Here is an 18,164-nt window from a genome sequence, read left to right as displayed (position 1 = left end):
GTTTGGCCTAAGTTTTCGCAGCGAGTGACCCCTGGCTTTTTGAGAAGATACAATTTTTACTGGGAGATATTTTAAGCTGAGGAGATAGGTATAGGCGACTATTCCCTACTTTTTATGTTTATCAAGACCAACAATATGGCTATTGAGGTTATTTCATTTCCTGATCAAACATAAATGGATAGATATAACACTATATTAAGAAATTTAAAGAATTTGTAAAAAAATTTGTACTGGAATAAAAATCTCTGTATGACTACTTAATTCAACGAAAAATTGTTCACAAAATGGTAATTATTCACGAGATAGTGCAACTTTAATTTTGCGATGATTCAGAATAGCCCCTAATAGTTAAAAAATTTATCCTTAATCAATGAATACAATATTAGTCGTAGATGACATTAAGGCCGAATTAGACCTTATCAGACAATACTTGATAAAAGCAGGTTACAACGTTGTCACCGCTAACGATGGTCGAGAAGCTTTAGAAAAAGTAATCGAAAATAAACCTGATGCCATATTAACAGATTGGATGATGCCTAATATGGGAGGGTTGGATCTTTGTCGTCAACTGAAGAAAAAACCCGAAACAGCTGACATTCCTGTGGTCGCTTGTACCGCTAAAAATAGGGAAGTCGATAAAATGTGGGCAAATAGACAAGGTGTTAAAGGGTATGTAGTTAAACCTTGTACTGAAGAAGATATTATCACTGCTTTACAAGTCGCCATGTCCTGAGCAGGAGTATTTTTCAATGGTTAGATATTAACAATAAATCAAATTTTTAGAGTAAAATTCTAATCTTTGAACCTGAGTTCGGTGTTAAGAGTTCGGAGTTGAGTTTTTTTTGACAAGATAATCGGTGTTTGAGATCCCTGAAATTGACAGATTTTGGACAAGTTTTCTTATATCAAACTCAGTTTTTGAGCGTTCCTTTTCTATTTTTCATACATATTATGTCAACCACTAATATCAGTTCTCTTTCCAAATTACAAGCACTCCTCCCTGAACTTTTTGAAACACCTCAAATACAAGGAGAAACCTATTTACATTGTCACTTAAATCATGAAATAAGTGGATTAGTTTCTATGGATTTTGTCCAAGAATCTTTGTTAATACCTTGGGAGAAAATTACTTTTCTTCCCAATATCCCATCCTTTGTAATGGGTTTAATGACTTCGAGAGATAGAGTTTTTTTTGTTATTGACCTCCCTAATTTATTAGGTTTGTCATCCCCTTTTTCATTATTACAGACCTATCAAATAATCGTATTGAGTATTTCATCTTTAGTACCTCAATCCACTAACACAGACAAAGAATATTTTGTGGGGTTAGCAGTTCCTAAGATCCAAGGGATAATGAGGGTTAGATCTGAAGAGAGAGAACCTGCTCAAAAGTCGTTACCTGAAGAATTTTTTCCCTTTGTCCAAGAAACAATAAAAGAAGAGAAAAATCTTTTATATGTTCTTAATTTAACTTCTATTGTTGAGCAAATTCAAGGTATTTAATCTTGATTTTGATAACTAAAATTGAAGCTCACTGTACTTTTTCATCGTATGGCGTTTCTTCGACTCGTAATTTGCTGAGGTTTCTGTGCCTATGAAACTAAAAAACCTTGTATCGTTCGGACTTAGACGTGAGTGCTTAGTCAAAAGCTGATGCTAACGTCTAAGCCTTAAAAGTATGGGGACTGCCATAATAGCAGTTTTCATTTGCATAGATTAAAAAATTTTTAGTTTTGAGGCAAGGGGCAGAAGTTAGATTCTTAGATTCGCCACTCAATTGAAAATTGTTATAAATAACGTCTTCATCCATAAAATCTTAATTTTCTCACTAGAAAAAATCCATGAAAACCCAAGAAAAATCAATAGATACATTATCGGAAAACTATTCTGAAAACAATGATAATTCAACCTCAGAACTTAAGGAAACTTCTACATCATCCAAAGACAAAAATATAAAAAATTTTCAGAAAGTAGCCACTCTCCGTCGCCGTTTATTAACAACTATTCTACCAACGATATTGATTCCCCTAACGGTTGCTAGTGCCATTGCGATTAATATTGTTAACAGTGAAAAAAAGTCCCAAAGCCTAAGAAGTGTCGAGAAGACGGTTGTTGTGACTACTGTTTTAACCAAAAAGTTTTTTGATGATACCTTAAGCATTAAGGATTTATTCGCAACGAATCCTTTCATTACCCAAAACTTACAAGCAGGTAGTAAAAAAGTAGAGGATTTAGGATTAATGGAACAACCAATTGAAGAAGTAGAAGCAGAATTTGCTCAAACGAAGCTACTTACTCCTAACCCTGCCCTCAATAATTATCTACAAGTTCTTGCTCTAAAAAACGGTGTGGCGGAGATTATTCTAACAGAACAAAATGGTTTTAATGTCGCTTATAACGTTCCAACCTCAGACTTGGTCCAAAACGATGAAGATTGGTGGCAAATAGGGGCAAAGGGGGGAGCCAAGGTACTAGGGGCAGAATTTGACGAATCAACCCAAACTAACGTTTTAGAACTGGTTAACTGGGTGAGAAATCTGGAAACAGGGGAATTGTTAGGAATTTCAAAAATTGCCATTTCTCTGGCTAAATTAAATGAAGATCTCGACATCAGTATCGGACAAAACCTCCTTAACTCCCAAACCCTACAAATTATTAATGGAGAAAATGGGAACATCTTAGATAATTTTTCCGCAGAAGACACAGCCAATATACAGAAGATTGTTGGTGGGGAAACGGTGGAACAAGTTGTTCAAAAGTTCTTTAAAGCTCTAAATGGTAGTGATGATACTACAAAAGGATCAATTGCCTCATTTTTAACTGCCTTAGAAAAGCAACCAGGTATCAGCAACGTCATTTTTGAAGGCCAAGAAATAGACCAAAACGGATCTGATTTATTGGTAGCAAGGAACCTCCTTTGTTTCGAGTTTGCAGGGAAACACTTCATCCTTAAAATTATTCCAGAGACCAACTTTGTTGTAGTGTCTTCCGTAGACAAAGCAGAAATCGTAGCACAAGGACGGCAACTAGCCACCATTTTCGCTTTAACAGGTTTAATTCTAGGGGGTGTGGCCACTGGGATTATTATTCTTCTATCTCAGAGATTATCCGAACCACTAGCTAACTTGGTAACCAAAGTGCAACAGGCAGCGGCTGGAGACTTAGATGTAGAAGCTCCCCTAGAAGGGACTCAAGAAACCCGAATTTTAGGGTATAACTTCAATAATCTGGTAACAAAGGTTAAAGGACTGGTGGAGGAACAAATAACCGTCACCCAACAGAAAGAACGGGAAAAAGAAAAACTGGAACTAGAAATTTATCAACTACTAGAGGAGATACAAGGTTCAGTAGATGGGGATCTTACCGTGCGCGCCAGTTTAACCTCTATGGAAATGAGTACCGTTGCCGACTTATTCAACGCCGTTATCGATAGTCTGCAAGACATCGCTATTCAGGTGAAAAGCTCTAGTGCAAAAGTAAGCGACGCTCTAGGAGAGGATAAAAATTCTATCCAACGCCTAGCCCAACAAGCCATTCAAGAAGCTCAAGCTACGGAAAAAACTCTCGGTTCCGTAGAAGAAATGTCTCAGTCTATTCAAGCAGTAGCCAAAAATGCAAACCAAGCGGCTACCCTCGCCGACGATACCTACGGAGTAACCCAACAAGGGGCAAAAGCAATGGATGACACGGTTGATAGTATTATCAACCTGAAGACAACCATTGCCGAAACAGCAGAAAAAATGCGGCAATTAGAAAAATCTTCCCAGAAAATTTCTCAGGTTGTTTCCCTAATCGAAGAAATGACCTTAAAAACCAACCTATTGGCTATTAATGCTGGACGTTCTAAGGAACAGGGAGAAGGGTTTGCTATTTTTGGAGAACAACTCGCTTTATTAGCCGAACAATCTGCCATCGCCACTAGAGAAATCGCCAATATCGTAGCCAATATTCAACGAGAAACCCAGGAAGTGGCTAACAACATGAGTTTGGGAAGCACCCAAGTACAGGACACAGCACAGTTAGTAGAAAACACCAAAACACAACTGGGACAGGTTCTAGAGCGTTCTAGTAGCATTAACAACCTCATGAGGTCCATTTCATCGGCCACCATTTCTCAGACAGATACCTCTCACACCGTTACCCAGCTAATGAAACAAATTGCCCAATATTCCAAGCAACGCTTAGCCTCCTCCGAAACCATTGCCAATTCTATGAAAGAAACCGCCCACGTTGCTCAAAAATTAGAAGCTGTAGTTGAACAGTTCAAAGTTGAGAAGTAATTAACATAACGAATAATCCATAAACCTTAACTTTTTCGATATTAGGACTTTAATTAACCATGACTCAATCATCTGTAGAAAGTAATTCAGAATCTATTGTTACTAACCGTACGACCGATTTAAAACCAGAACAGCTTCCTCAATGGCAACAATCCCTTAATATTCCTTTCCTGCAAAGTTTACAGTTCCGTCTTCCTCTATTGGTTTTACTTGGAGTGATCCCCCCGATTTTAATCGGCATTAACTACGGCAGTTCTCGCGCTAGTAAAATCATTGAAAGTAATGCCAAAGAAAAACTCGCTAACCAAACTCAAGCATTAACAGAAAACGTTGCTCGCTGGAAAACGATGAACGTTTTAGCATTAGAAAATTTGAGTCGATTACCTAGCATTGTTAGTTTAGACGCTAGACAACAGCGACCACTGCTAGAAGAATTTGTCAAATCTTATGACCATCTCTACTTAGCTAGTACCATAGGACTTGATGGGATCAATATTGCTCGGAATGATAACAAACCCCCCAAAGACTATAGCTCACGGCATTATTTTAAAGCAGCTAAAGCTGGGAATGAGATTACTTGGCAATCTCTGATCAGCAAAACTAATCAAAAACCAGCAGCTTGTTTTTCCACACCCATTCGTCAAGAACAAATAGTGACAGCAGTTCTTCAAGCCTGTAGTAGCCTAGATGCAATTGTTCAAAAAGTGGGTGGCGTTAAAATAGGTAAGACTGGTTACGCAATAGTTGTGGATGAAACTGGTAAATTAGTGGCTCATCCTAACCCAGGATTAATCACAGGTGATAGCTTGACCGATTTTAGTAATCATCCTCCTGTTAAAGCTCTCTTAGAGGGCAAACAAGGTCATTTTGATTTTGTCGACCAAGAAGGCATCTCATGGATTACTTATAGTGCCTCCTTAGAAAATGGTTGGGGAGTGATTATGGTTCAACAAAAAGCTGAAGCTTTGCTACAAAAGCGACAATTTGAACAAATTGCTTGGACGATTGCTCTAGTCGTTCTGAGTTTAGTAGGATTGATTATTTTTGTGGTGGCTAATCGCATAGTTAATCCTATTATTGGTCTTACTAAAGCCTCTACCGCTTTTAGTGATGGTCATTTGCAACAAAAGATAAAAATCAATCGTAATGATGAGATTGGTGTTTTAGCTGATTCTTTTAATAATATGGCGCAACAGTTACAAGAATCTATCAACAATTTAGAACAAAAAGCAAATCAGGAACTGCAAGAAAAGGAAAAACTAGAACAAGAAATAGCTCAACTACTGGGGGATGTGGGGGGTGCAATGGACGGGGATCTCACTGTCCGAGCAGAGTTAACATCGGTGGAAATGAGTACGGTATCTGACTTATTTAACGCGATTATCGATAACCTCAAAGACACTGCCATTCAGGTAAAAACCTCCACCACTCAAGTTAGTTCATCCTTAGAAGAGAACGAAAAATCAATTCAAACCCTAGCCCAACAAGCTATCAAAGAAGCAGAAGCTACCCGTAAAACCTTGGGTTCGGTGCAAGAAATGTCCCAATCCATCGAAGCCGTTGCCAATAACGCCAACCAAGCAGCCACCCTAGTAGACGATACCTACAACGTAACTCAAGAAGGGGCAAAAGCTATGGATGACACCGTAGATAGTATTTTTCAGTTACGGACAACCGTAGGGGAAACCGCCAAGAAAATGAAGCGGTTAGGGGAGTCGTCGCAAAAGATTTCTCAGGTAGTGTCTTTAATCGAAGAAATTGCCCTCAAAACCAACTTATTAGCCATTAACGCCAGTGTAGAAGCCCGTCGTGCCGGTCAACAAGGGGAAGGTTTCATGATCGTAGCAGAACAAGTGGGATCTTTAGCAGAACAGTCAGCCTTAGCCACCAAAGAAATTACTAACATCGTCGAGGCTATTCAAGCAGAAACCAAGGAAGTAACCCAGGCCATGGAATTAGGCACATCTCAGGTGGTGGACAGTACACACCTTGTTGAAGCCACAAAACAAAGGCTACAGAGGGTTCTAGAGCGTTCTCAAACCATCAACGAGTTGATGCAATCTATCTCCCAAGCAACGGTTTCCCAAACCGATACCTCCCGTATGGTAACGGAACTGATGCAACAATTTACCCAACAGTCTCAACAACGGTCTACTGCTTCTCAAACCGTTGCCCAGTCGATGCAAGAAACCGCCCAAGTTGCCCAAAGATTGGAAGCTGCCGTTGAACAATTCAAAGTTAGTTAACCAATGTTCAGATATTTTCTACCTCATACCCTCAAGTTACTAAAAAACCGATGACTAATAACCGATAAACATCATGGATCAAGAACAACAAGTCCGTCTCAATTTTCTCGATGAAGCCCACGACTGCTATGATTCCATCGAAGCAGTGTTACTGGAGTTAACAAACTCTGATGACACCACTCAACAATTGGATCTGGCCTTGCGATCGGCTCACTCTGTTAAAGGAGGAGCTGGCATGATGGGCTTTCACACCTTAAGTAAGGTGGCTCATCGTCTTGAAGACTTCTTCAAAATTTTGCGGGTTCGTCACCCTTGTGTTGACATTAATACCGAGGTGGAAACCCTCCTGCTACAAGGGGTAGATCGTCTGCGTCAGGTAAATGAATTACACCGTCAACACACAGACATCGATAACGAATGGTTAGAAGAAAACGTCAACCCCATTTTTGAACGGTTACGGGATCATTTAGGAGATCTCCAAGAAGAGGACGAAAATATCTTATTTTCCCAAAATTCTGGAGAGGAAACCATTTGGCTGATGTTTGACGAAGGAGTTGAAGCTATTTTAGATGGCTTTGAGGCAACCTATCTGAGTTTATCTCCTCATGATTTACGCCAAACCCTGACTATGACGGCAGAAGAATTACTAGTTTTTGGTCAAATGGCGGATCTTGATTCGTTTATTCAACTGTGTCAATGGGTTCAACATCGAGCAACTATCACTGCAACAGAACAGTTATTATCTCTGGCGCAAGAAACCTTAACTGTGTGGCGACGTTCCCACGCTTTAGTTTTACGGGGGAGTTTGGAGAAATTGCCTTCTTATGTAGGAGGGTTTGATAACCACACCGGAAGGGATTTTTCTGATGATGACAACTGGCAAAACTCTAGTGCTAGGGTTTCAGGGTTAGTAGAGGAAACTGTATCTCTCACCGAAGATAATAATTTTGATCTATTCCCTCCAGGAGAATTAAACGACTTTACCGAAGTTCAAGAGGCAATAGAACAAGCCCTGGATCTATCTTCAGAATCTGTAATTGATAGTTCAGATTTGGCTGAGTTGCAAAATGCTTTTAGTTCCAATACTCCTGCTATAGAAAGGGAGAAACCCCCCACAGAGAACAGGGATAATGAATTAAAATCCCCTCCTAAGACCATCCCTCAACAAACTAGCAGTAAGACGGTTCGGGTTCCAGTAGGGCAACTTTATCAAATCAATAGTCTTTTTGGAAAATTAGTTCTTGAGCGCAACAGTATCAATCTACGTTTAGAACAACTAACCAATTTTGTCACCCTGATGCGTTCTCGGATTATCCAATTGGAAACATCAAACAACCAGTTAAAAAACTGGTACGATAAAGCTTCCTTAGAAGGAATGGTTTTCAAGACCGAGGAATTAACCGAAAGTTCTCAATCATCGGTTATGGGTAAGGAATTAGAAAAAAGTTCTCTAAGTGCATCTTCGTTAATTTTACAAAACGATCCCCCACAGTTCGATCGCCTGGAAATGGATCGTTATAGCGATCTCCATTTAATCTCCCAAGAACAAATCGAAACCATCGTACAGTTACAAGAGGTTACCTCAGACATCGATTTAGGGTTACAAAGAATGACCCAAGCGGTTCAACACTTCAACCAAACTACCCGATCACTACAAAATAATGTCACAGCTACCCAGATGCAACCGTTTTCTGAGTTGGTTAAATCTTTCCCCAGGTTGGTACGGGATCTCAATCTTCAGTGGGATAAACAAGTCAACTTGCACATCGAAGGAGAAACCACCCTGATCGATCGCACTATGAGTGAAACCCTAAACGCACCTTTGATGCACCTGATACGCAATGCTTTTGCTCACGGTATTGAAGACACACCCAATCGTATTATGGCGGGAAAACCTCCAGGGGGAACTATCACCATACAAGCAGTTAACCGAGGGACAGAAACCATCATCACCATTAAAGACGACGGTAAAGGTATCGACATCGAGCAAATTTGCCAACGTCTGAGAGAAATGGGAAAAAGCGACGAAGAAATTCGTCAAATGTCTCCTCAAGACATTGTTAACTACATTTTCCAACCTGGTTTCAGTACCAGCGAAGAAGTTACCGAACTTGCAGGCCGTGGGGTGGGGATGGATGTGGTGAAAACCAGTCTTAGGGAGATACGTGGGGATATTCGGGTAGATACCGAAACAGGAAAAGGAACCGCCTTTATCCTCAAAGTTCCCTTTACTCTCTCCATTTTAAGGGTGATGCTGGTGGAACAAGGAGGGTTAATTTTTGCTGTTCCTGCTAATAGTGTTCGAGAAGTCTTTCCCTTGGAGGTGGAAGGAGTGGACGACTTAGCAGAAATCACTTGGCAAAAAGAAACTATCCCACTATTACATCCCCACAAAAGTCTAAATTTCAACCGTCCCCATAAACCATTTGAAATTTCCGGGTATCCGGTGATCAATAAACCCACTGCTTTAATTGTGGTCAACCATAACACTTTGGGAGCCATTCGTATCGATCGAGTATGGAGTGAACCAGAGGTTACAGTTCGACCTATTGAAAGTCCTCTCCCTTTGCCTATGGGAATTATCAGTTCTATGATGTTGGGAGATGGTCGGGTGGTTCCTTTGGTTGACCCGGCGCAACTGCTCCAAAACTGCTTAGAAACTGCATCTACATCCATTTATCCCTCTTATCAACCCTTAACCCAAACTACCACTAAAACTATTTTGGTGGTGGATGATTCCATTAATGTGCGTCGTTATCTTACTCTAACCCTGGAAAGAGCAGGCTATCAAGTGGAACAGGCCACAGATGGACAAGATGCAGTAGATAAGCTAATTTCAGGACTTCTGGTGGATGGGGTTATCTGTGATATCGAAATGCCGCGACTAGACGGTTACGGGGTACTAGAAGAACTAAAAACAAAGCCTGAGTTTCGATCTTTACCTATTGCTATGCTCACTTCTCGTAGTAATGCCAAACACCGTAAGTTGGCTATGAATTTAGGCGCTTCTGCTTATTTCTCCAAACCTTACAACGAACAAGAATTATTACATACTCTTGCAACAATTTTTTCAACTTCAGTCTAATTTCTAAATTGCCACTTTTATATTATGAATAACTCTTTTCAACCCATTAAACTGCTACAAAATGCTGCCGATGAGCGTCAAACTGGTCATCTCCAAATCATCGCTAATGACGTGACTTGGAACATCTATCTTGTGGAAGGAATGCTAGAGTATGCAGACCATTCTTTACAATTTCTTAGTACAGTACAACACTATCTACTCCGTCATAATCAAGAGGAAGCAACCAGAGTTATCCCAACTTTAGCCAAAAATATTCCCCCAAGATACCCTTTGGTTTCTAGTATTTTAAAACAGTTAAAGAAGCAACAATATTTAACTACTGACGAGTTTTTACAGCTGAGAAAAGAGTTAATTGAAGATGCTTTAGAATCTTGCTTGTGGTTAAGGAAGGGTAACTATCGTTGGTACCATGAGGGAAATGGATTTTCTCAACACAAAAATATAAAACAAGATAATCTTTTATCTATATTCAATTTACTCAACACTCTCACCATCAGACTGAAAAGCTGGCAAAAATTCTCTCCTCTCATCACTTCACCCCATCAGCGTCTTTTTTGTGCTAACCCTGACTTAATACAGCAAAACATCTCTTCTGGAAATCTTAATCCTACGTCCCTGGAAAAATTAGTTAAGTTAATGCAGGGTAAAACTCTCCGTCAAATTAGTCTCTTTTTAAAGCAAGATGAGTTAAACGTCGCTCAATTATTATTTCCCTACCTCAAGAATAATATTCTTCAACTAAAGTCCCCTGAAACTAATTTCGCTAAACTTCCCCTCATTCCCTCTTCAACTTCAAGGGATACTCCGAATAAACCCATCACTAAGTCACAACCACGGAATAGTTATCAAGGAACTCAAATGAACCCTGAGAAAACCTATAAAGTCGTCTGTATTGATGATAGTCCAACTATTTTGGAAATGATTAAAAACTACTTAGAACAGGTAAGATACGAAGTTTTAACTGTGGACAATCCCACACAATCCCTTCCTTGTTTATTTAAACATAAGCCTGATTTGATATTAATTGATTTCTCTATGCCTGGTATCAATGGTAATAAACTTTGTCGTATTATTAAAGCTAGTTCTTTTTTCAAGAAGACTCCTATAATTATGATTAGTGGGAACAGTAAAATGCTGACTCCTGAAAATATTCAAGCGGCAGGAGCAACGGATTATCTAGCTAAACCTTTTACTAAAGAAGTTTTACAACAAATGGTTAATAAGTATCTGTTAACCGATGCTGAAATTAATCAACAGATAACTACAACTAACACTAGTACCAATACTAATACTAATAATACTACTAATACTGATACTAAATCTCCCGTAATTCCCATACAAAAACACCAAATCCTATCACCGGATGATTTCGATAGAAAACCAATACAAATTGCTCGCAAGGATGAAGACATTGATTCCATTACTGGTTTACCTAATAGTCAGTGCTTTGAGAGATATTTATCTGATAACGTCAAAAATGCTGAAAAGACAGGATCTTCTTTTAGTATAATGACGATTACAATCAACAATTTCACGAATATTAAAGATACTTTGGGTGAAACTCAAGGGGATAGAATTCTCCACAATGTGGCAAGACAGATACAATCTGTAGTAAGAGCAAGTGATGTTATTGCTCGTCGCAGTGATAATGAGTTTGTGATTGTTTTTAATCAAGTCAAAAACCAAAAGATACTTGCAAAAATTAGCCAGCGAATACTCGAATCTATTGAACCATCGCTGATTCTATCCGAACATCAATTAAGTTTAGAATTGAGTCACACTGTCAAGATTCATTCTTTACTAAGGGTTTAATAAATCTATTCGATCCGAACTAGGAATTGTGTGTGTATATTTCATACATGGGGTGTGGGGGAGACATTTCGTCCCCCAATAGAATCGATGATTCTTAACGTCAGTTCCGTGTAAGGAAATTGTCCAAAAGTTTTATTAAGAGTCAAAAGACTCCAACCAACTTAAAATTAACTCATTCACTTGTTGAGGTTTTTCATCGTGGGGACAATGACCAGCGTTTTCGATAGGATAAAAGCTAGTATCTTGCCCATTTTCCGCTCGATCTTGATATATTTTTGAACCAGCAATAGGAGTCCAAGGATCATTGCTTCCCCATAAGACTAAAAGGGGTTGGTTAATCTGAGGTAATAAACTTTTGGGGTGAGGTCCAGGAGGAGCGGTTAATACGGAAGCAAATACTTTTTGCGCTCCAGGATCACAAGAGGGTTCATAGAGAATGTTAACCAGTTCATCGGTGACTGCGTTGCGATCGCTGTAAACTTGGTGCAAGGTACGGCGAATACGGTGTTTTTGACGAATACGATTAAATATAAACGTCCCAGTCACAGAAGAATTAATTAATTTGGTAAAGCTACCCATCACGAAGCGTAAAGGAAGATTCAACTCGTCGGGACGATGATTTAAACCGCCGGCGCAATTAATTAATACACCTCCTCTACTAATCTGAGGATAATCGGCCAAAATCATTAGAGCTAATAAACCTCCTATAGAGTTGCCTACAAAAATCGTCGGTTCATTTATATGACTCTCCCAGAAGTCTTTGATTAGATCTCGCCACAGTTCTACGTTATAGTCTAATTGAGGTTTATCAGAACCCCCAAAACCCAATAAATCTAAGGCATATACACGATAATTTTTTTGTGCTAGGTAGGGAATATTTTTGCGCCAATGTCCGATAGATGCACCAAAACCATGTATCAATAACATGGGTTTTCCTTGTCCTTCAACGGTATATTTAATCCTATGGCCCTGCCATTGCCAATAACTGGCTTCTAGAGGCTTATTTAACAGGCTTTCTGTTGTTATCATGATCAGTTTATAAAAAGTTATGAAAGTTGATATTTTTATTCATAATATAGCTTATTTTGCCCACAAAGGTCTTAAAAGAGCCATAATTTTTCTAAAGGGTTAACCAAGAGGATAAATCTCTACCGATTAAGTCTTGAAGTTTAAGAATATCGTCACGATACAAGTCCAAGAGCAACTGTTTTTCTTCGTTGAAGGAATCTACTTTTGATTTGGAGTTCATAGATATTAAAAAAGAACGAAGTTTTTGTCTTTTTTCTTCCGATAAAAGGGGTTTAAGCAGAGAAGCTGTGAGGGAGCGAAGAGGATTTTTCTGCACTAAAAGCTTATTGATACCTTCATTTTTTGGCATTTGTGCTACCTGAGATTTCTGAGATGTATCTGATTTAAAATCAGGATCAACCCCAATAGTTTTGTAGATTTCTCGCATAAACTCTTGATCGTTTTTGCGCAAATCGTCGTACAAAAGAATAGACACCTGTTCTTTACTAAACGCTTCAAAGTAATGTTTTACTTGTGTGTAATAATAGCCTTTTAAAATTATGAAAGACTTATTAGCTTTATACTCTATTTGCTCTTTCAAGGTTGTGTTTGATTGTGCTTCACGAACGTGCATCAAATAGTCTGAAATGGCCCTATCTACTGGATTTCTTAAAACAGCTATTAGTTTAGCATTGGGAACATAACGCTTAATTTGTTCTATGGAAGTTTCATGATGGAAAAGGTAGTTAGGAGAAATTTCTCCAACTGCTGTCTCGTTTGTTACATCTTTAAACAGGTTACTATATTGTTTAAAAGTTGCTATTTGTTTAGGTTTAAACTGATGTCCTTCTGCGGCTAATTTATCCCAGTCCTTTTCTAAAAAGTTGGGTTCTTTTACAGGACTCAAGTAAACATCAGGATGTTGCTTTAGATATTTATAAACCGATGTAGTTCCTGCTTTTTGAACTCCAAAAATTAAAAAGTTAGGCAGTTTAACGTTCGTATTATCCATTATTATAATTAAGTTTATATTGGTTTATGAATGTGAATAAAATAGGCAATAAATTCTTACTAAAAGGATTATTAACTTTAATAGTTAATTTAAATGAAAACGAGACAAAATCTACATACTTTACTGTTGGTGTGGTGAAAGAAATTTGTGCTAACTTTTTCAAATTATGGTCACAAATCTATGTCTCAAAATTGTTTGAAACCACTATAGCTGGTAAGGTAGGCAAAGCTTTAAGATATGGTCACAACTCTATATAAATCTATAATTTGCCCACCTCACTGCCTTATTTTTGTCAACGGATAACTAGACTTTATTTAAGTTAATTCCTGCTTCTTTAGCCATCGCATTTAAACCTTTCTTTTCTAAGGTTTTAATGGCCTTTGTAGATAGACGTAATCTTACCCAACGGTTACCTTCTGCCCACCATACTCTCTTCCATTGTAGGTTAACTTCTTGTAATTTCTTGGTGCGACGGTGGGAGTGGGATACAGCAAAGGCGTTATTTGCTTTTTTTCCTGTGAGTTGACATTTACGGGACATTTATAACCTCCTAGTTAATGTATTCTAGTCCGATCTTTAATCGTAGCAAACTCTGGAGGAGTTTTCTGCTCTCAAAAATCAGATTAAAGAAAATAGGGGTCAAGCTTGTCGACCCCCACAAAGTAAGATAACAAAAAAGATCCTATTTGTTGGGTTGGGGGGTCATGCGTAAATAAGGTTTGACTTCTGTGACTCCTTTGGAAAACTTTTGCTTTGCTTCTTCTGTAGAAATGGAGGGGACCACTACACAATCATCTCCATCTTTCCAGTTAGCAGGAGTCGCAACTTGATGGTAGTCCGTTAGTTGTAAAGAATCAATCACCCGTAAGATTTCATCGAAATTACGCCCGGTACTGGCAGGATAGGTTAAAGTAAGACGTAACTTTTTGTTAGGGTCAATGATGAAAACAGAGCGAACTGTGAGATTGTTGAGGGAGTTAGGATGAATCATTCCGTACAAGTCTGCGACCTTGCGATCAGGGTCAGCAATAATGGGATAATTAACGGTGGTGTTTTGGGTTTCGTTAATATCGTTAATCCAACCTTTATGGGAATCTACACTATCCACGCTCAACGCTAAAACTTTAACGTTACGTTTGTCAAATTCGGGTTTGAGACTGGCTACTGTGCCGAGTTCTGTGGTGCAAACAGGTGTATAATCAGCAGGGTGGGAAAAAAGAACAACCCAACTGTCTCCAGACCACTGATGAAAAGAGATGTTTCCTTCGCTGGTGTCTTGGGTAAAATCAGGTACAACGTCACCGAGTTGAAGAGCCATATTCGTAACTTCCTATACAATTTCAAAGGAATATTTTAATTACTATCACGGTAATTGCATAGGGCTTTGTAATTTTATACATTTATAAGAATTGTCCTTAGTCAGTTAATCAGTGAACGGTTATCTGTTGACTGTTGAAAAATATACAAATTTATGATAGTGATTCCCGATTCGGTATTTTATGCCATATTATAATTCTCTGGTTGCTAACAGTTTGTAAACTTTTAATACCAGTCTAGGAAAACCTTTGAGAACTCTCAATATGGGAATCACTACAGAAAAATCTTCTGTTCTCTGTTCCCCAAAACCATCACCTTTTGTACATTATAAAGTCACAAATTACCGTATTAAATAATAATAAATAAACTCATAAACTTGAATTGTATTTACTTAATACGACACAGATAATAAAGCCACATATCAGCACAAGCTTGCATATCAGAAAGTGTAGTCAATTCTAAACCACTTTGCCAAGAATATACTTTTATATTATTAAATATAGGTTCTAGTTGCTTGATTTGTTCTGAAGCACGAATATAATAAGTTTGTAAGCGAAAATTATGAGATTCATCCCTGAGAATAGCGTAATTATTTTGTTTGATAGTTTGATAGTTTACCGAAGTATTAAAACGACGTAAAAAAGCAAACATAACCAAATTAACATAACTTTTAAAAGGATTCCAACCTAGATGATATTGCCAATTGAAAACTTTTTCCATAGCTTGGAGATTATGAGTAGAAAAAAATAAATAACCCCCCGATTTACCCACCCGACTAATTTCATGTAAAGTTTTTAATCGATCTTCGTGGGAAATATAATCAATACCGTTAAAACTAAATAGAATCAAATCAAAATAATTATCCTCAAATTGACTCAAATTTCTCGCATCTCCAACCATTAACTTAATTCGCTGTTTGACACTCCTAAATCTTTCTTCACAAGCAGAAATCATTTCCGAAGAATAATCTATACCAACATATTCTTGAACCAAAGAAAAAAAATGTTTCGTAGTACGTCCTCCTCCCACCCCCAAATCTAGCATTTTCATAGTGGATAATCGATCTTTAAGCAACTTAATTAGAGTTTCTTCTGCTGGTTGTAACTGTTGTAAATATTGATAATAATTAACCACGTCCGAAGTTAAATAAGTCTGAAGATTTTTATCTTTGATCATGTTTTAAGTAAGTACACAAAATGAATTATGGAGCAGTCAGCAGTCAGCACTCAGCAGTCAGCACTCAGCATGGAATATTGATAACTGATAGCTGATAGCTGATAGCTAATAACTGGTAACTGATAACTGTAGAAACAGGATTTTACCTTTCATCGGTTAAAATCATGGTGTCACGACAAGACAAGTGGGGTGAGGATTGAAATATGAAGCTATTAAAAAGTCTTTTATTAGGACTGCTTGCTTCTCAAGGGATGGGAATAGCTGTTAATGCCAATGATCTCGAATATTGGGACTTTGATGTTCGTCAAAATCGCGTGGAAATCGTCACAGAAGAGGGAATTCGTCCCAAAGCTTCCATGATCGCTAACCCCACCCGTCTCATTATCGATTTACCTGGAGTTAATCTAGGAGAACCTAGCATTTCTCAAGACAGCATCAGTGGTTATGTCAAAGAGGTTCGAGTCGGACAGTTTAATCCCTATACTACTCGTATTGTAGTGGAATTAGGGCAACAATATTCCATGCGTCCCTGGGAAGTGAAGGTGCGAAGTTTAGCCCCCAACCGTTGGTACGTCCAGTTATCGGACTTTCAACCCCATTCTATCTATTCTTTGCCCGCAGAAGAACAACCGGTGGCCATTATTGTCCCCTTACCCACACCCAACAGTCCTGTGAATAGAGGAGGTGGTCGTTATACAGTGATGATCGATCCTGGTCACGGAGGGAGAGATCCTGGGGCTATTGGTATAGGAGGATTGCAGGAAAAGAGGGTTGTTTTAGCCATTTCCACCGAAGTTGCCAAAATTCTAAGACAACGAGGTTTTAACGTGGTTATGACACGTTCTGGTGATGGTTTTGTCTCTTTAAGGGGACGGGTACAAAAAGCCGAAAATAGTAACGCCAATATATTTGTTAGCATCCATGCTAACGCCGTCGGGGGTAATCAATCTCGGGTAAATGGGTTAGAAACTTATTATTTTTCTTCCGGTTATCGCCTTGCGTCGAGCATTCATCGTAATATTGTGGGAAGGGTTAGTATAGCTAGAAATAGGGGTGTGAAACAAGCACGATTCTATGTGTTAAGAAAAACATCCATGCCGGCAGCTTTAGTGGAAGTAGGGTTTGTCACAGGAAGCATAGATAATCGTAATTTAAATAACGCCAGTTATCGTCAAAAAATGGCTGAAGCGATCGCCAATGGGATTACAGAATATCTACGTTGATCAACAGAATGTTCTTCAATAATTGATATTATGATTATTTTTGACGTAATTTAGTCGTTAAGAATCTCCCCTGCTCCGTGCTCCCATGCAATCCTCAGTAGAATCTTTAAAACTTATGGTCAAGGGCTTGACAAAGGGTAATCAATTAAGTGAATATGTTAGATGGACATTATTAGAGTTAGTTTATTTATAAACTATCTAGGGGCTATAACTCAGTTGGTAGAGTGTCACAATGGCATTGTGAAAGCCAGCGGTTCGAGTCCGCTTAGCTCCATTACTATTATCTTAAGAAAAGGTGTTGAGACTGTAACTTTACCCATAACTTTGCCGTTTTGGTAAGCTTATGGTTCAAAACCAAGTGAACGTCTTGCTTGGTGAAAAGCTCTACGAACTTCTCTGTCTCTAAAGATACCTGGTTTCTCCAAAAATTGGGAAACTAATGCTTCAGTGGGGTACTTCCCTTCTGCATAAATCTGTTGAACAATTTGTTGTACTTGTTCACAAGCCATTGTAATCCTTCGAGAACGAAGCTCTTGTTTGTATTTTAGATATCTAGCAGAAATAGAGCGACAGAGTTCAGGAAAATGACGATAAATAACTCTTTTATTATGTCCAAGACGCTTTGCCATTTCAGTCATCGGTATGGGAGTAGCGATTTTGTCTTTGAGAAAACCCTCAAGATGTTGACGAATACTATCATGATTAAACACCTTATCTGAGCATTTTGAAGAGGATGAAGGACTAAGCGTCGGTGAAACGAAGTTATCTCGCAACGAAACGGATTCAAGCGGTTTTCTTTCGATAAAATCCACCAAAGATACCTGAATCTGATGAAAAATATTTAATAAGACTTCAAATTGAGGAAGAACTTGTCCTTGTTGCCACATCCATACTTTATTTTTAGGATGGGATAAATAAGATGTAGATGCTAGAAAATCCCCTACAACTTGATAATGATACCAAATCCGCTCTTTTTAACCCCCTTATAAAACCCTTTACTAATAG

The 18,164-nt window shown here is 38.5% G+C and carries 13 protein-coding genes and 1 tRNA gene; 8 read left to right on the top strand and 6 right to left on the bottom strand.

What is annotated here, in order from left to right:
* Nucleotides 1–370 precede the first annotated feature (370 nt).
* The 6 genes from P9B04_RS24630 (at nt 371) to P9B04_RS24605 (ending at nt 11,423) form a co-directional block, all read left to right on the top strand.
* A complete protein-coding gene (locus P9B04_RS24630) occupies nt 371–733 on the top strand; it encodes a response regulator (RefSeq protein ID WP_342057594.1) in 363 nt (120 codons plus the stop codon).
* A 218-nt stretch (nt 734–951) separates the two neighbouring features.
* Nucleotides 952–1,503, top strand: coding sequence for a chemotaxis protein CheW (locus tag P9B04_RS24625; RefSeq protein WP_342057593.1), 552 nt, complete (start codon nt 952–954; stop codon nt 1,501–1,503).
* Nucleotides 1,504–1,841: 338 nt separating this feature from the next.
* Nucleotides 1,842–4,280, top strand: coding sequence for a methyl-accepting chemotaxis protein (locus P9B04_RS24620; RefSeq protein ID WP_342057592.1), 2,439 nt, complete (start codon nt 1,842–1,844; stop codon nt 4,278–4,280).
* A gap of 59 nt (nt 4,281–4,339) precedes the next feature.
* Entirely contained in the window at nt 4,340–6,526 is a 2,187-nt protein-coding gene (locus P9B04_RS24615; RefSeq protein ID WP_342057591.1) for a methyl-accepting chemotaxis protein, read from the top strand.
* A gap of 73 nt (nt 6,527–6,599) precedes the next feature.
* Nucleotides 6,600–9,611 (top strand): hybrid sensor histidine kinase/response regulator, encoded by a 3,012-nt coding sequence (locus P9B04_RS24610; protein WP_342057590.1) that lies wholly within the window; start codon nt 6,600–6,602, stop codon nt 9,609–9,611.
* 24 nt (nt 9,612–9,635) lie between these two features.
* A complete protein-coding gene (locus P9B04_RS24605) occupies nt 9,636–11,423 on the top strand; it encodes a diguanylate cyclase domain-containing protein (RefSeq protein WP_342057589.1) in 1,788 nt (595 codons plus the stop codon).
* Between the two features lie 135 nt (nt 11,424–11,558).
* Here P9B04_RS24605 and P9B04_RS24600 read toward each other — a convergent pair whose 3' ends face one another.
* The 5 genes from P9B04_RS24600 to P9B04_RS24580 all read right to left on the bottom strand — a co-directional run bounded on the left by P9B04_RS24600 (nt 11,559) and on the right by P9B04_RS24580 (nt 15,936).
* Entirely contained in the window at nt 11,559–12,452 is an 894-nt protein-coding gene (locus P9B04_RS24600) for an alpha/beta fold hydrolase (RefSeq protein ID WP_342057588.1), read from the bottom strand.
* 91 nt (nt 12,453–12,543) lie between these two features.
* A complete protein-coding gene (locus tag P9B04_RS24595; RefSeq protein ID WP_342057587.1) occupies nt 12,544–13,443 on the bottom strand; it encodes a sulfotransferase family protein in 900 nt (299 codons plus the stop codon).
* Nucleotides 13,444–13,746: 303 nt separating this feature from the next.
* Entirely contained in the window at nt 13,747–13,983 is a 237-nt protein-coding gene (rpmB, locus tag P9B04_RS24590; RefSeq protein WP_342057586.1) for a 50S ribosomal protein L28, read from the bottom strand.
* Between the two features lie 142 nt (nt 13,984–14,125).
* Nucleotides 14,126–14,761 (bottom strand): peroxiredoxin, encoded by a 636-nt coding sequence (locus tag P9B04_RS24585; protein WP_342057585.1) that lies wholly within the window; start codon nt 14,759–14,761, stop codon nt 14,126–14,128.
* 386 nt (nt 14,762–15,147) lie between these two features.
* Nucleotides 15,148–15,936, bottom strand: coding sequence for a class I SAM-dependent methyltransferase (locus P9B04_RS24580; RefSeq protein ID WP_342057584.1), 789 nt, complete (start codon nt 15,934–15,936; stop codon nt 15,148–15,150).
* Between the two features lie 203 nt (nt 15,937–16,139).
* On the opposite strand from P9B04_RS24580, the gene P9B04_RS24575 reads away from it, so the two are divergent.
* Together P9B04_RS24575 and P9B04_RS24570 are read left to right on the top strand one after the other, a co-directional pair.
* A complete protein-coding gene (locus tag P9B04_RS24575; RefSeq protein WP_342057583.1) occupies nt 16,140–17,159 on the top strand; it encodes an N-acetylmuramoyl-L-alanine amidase in 1,020 nt (339 codons plus the stop codon).
* A gap of 201 nt (nt 17,160–17,360) precedes the next feature.
* A tRNA-Ala gene (locus P9B04_RS24570) sits at nt 17,361–17,433 on the top strand.
* A 67-nt stretch (nt 17,434–17,500) separates the two neighbouring features.
* On the opposite strand, the gene P9B04_RS24565 is transcribed toward P9B04_RS24570, so the two are convergent.
* On the bottom strand, nt 17,501–18,046 hold the full coding sequence (locus P9B04_RS24565; RefSeq protein ID WP_342057582.1) for a hypothetical protein: 546 nt from the start codon (nt 18,044–18,046) through the stop codon (nt 17,501–17,503).
* Nucleotides 18,047–18,164: the final 118 nt, after the last annotated feature.

Origin of the sequence: Crocosphaera sp. Alani8 (genome assembly GCF_038442745.1) — a bacterium.
Classification (GTDB): Bacteria; Cyanobacteriota; Cyanobacteriia; order Cyanobacteriales; family Microcystaceae; genus Crocosphaera.
The sequence above is the reverse complement of the archived record's forward strand: the minus strand, read 5'-3'. Positions and strand labels throughout refer to the sequence as shown.

Coding starts and splice junctions, on each gene's coding strand:
- P9B04_RS24630 (WP_342057594.1), top strand. CDS start 371: ATGAATACAATATTAGTCGTAGATGACATTAAGGCCGAATTAGACCTT.
- P9B04_RS24625 (WP_342057593.1), top strand. CDS start 952: ATGTCAACCACTAATATCAGTTCTCTTTCCAAATTACAAGCACTCCTC.
- P9B04_RS24620 (WP_342057592.1), top strand. CDS start 1,842: ATGAAAACCCAAGAAAAATCAATAGATACATTATCGGAAAACTATTCT.
- P9B04_RS24615 (WP_342057591.1), top strand. CDS start 4,340: ATGACTCAATCATCTGTAGAAAGTAATTCAGAATCTATTGTTACTAAC.
- P9B04_RS24610 (WP_342057590.1), top strand. CDS start 6,600: ATGGATCAAGAACAACAAGTCCGTCTCAATTTTCTCGATGAAGCCCAC.
- P9B04_RS24605 (WP_342057589.1), top strand. CDS start 9,636: ATGAATAACTCTTTTCAACCCATTAAACTGCTACAAAATGCTGCCGAT.
- P9B04_RS24600 (WP_342057588.1), bottom strand. CDS start 12,452: ATGATAACAACAGAAAGCCTGTTAAATAAGCCTCTAGAAGCCAGTTAT.
- P9B04_RS24595 (WP_342057587.1), bottom strand. CDS start 13,443: ATGGATAATACGAACGTTAAACTGCCTAACTTTTTAATTTTTGGAGTT.
- rpmB (WP_342057586.1), bottom strand. CDS start 13,983: ATGTCCCGTAAATGTCAACTCACAGGAAAAAAAGCAAATAACGCCTTT.
- P9B04_RS24585 (WP_342057585.1), bottom strand. CDS start 14,761: ATGGCTCTTCAACTCGGTGACGTTGTACCTGATTTTACCCAAGACACC.
- P9B04_RS24580 (WP_342057584.1), bottom strand. CDS start 15,936: ATGATCAAAGATAAAAATCTTCAGACTTATTTAACTTCGGACGTGGTT.
- P9B04_RS24575 (WP_342057583.1), top strand. CDS start 16,140: ATGAAGCTATTAAAAAGTCTTTTATTAGGACTGCTTGCTTCTCAAGGG.
- P9B04_RS24565 (WP_342057582.1), bottom strand. CDS start 18,046: ATGTGGCAACAAGGACAAGTTCTTCCTCAATTTGAAGTCTTATTAAAT.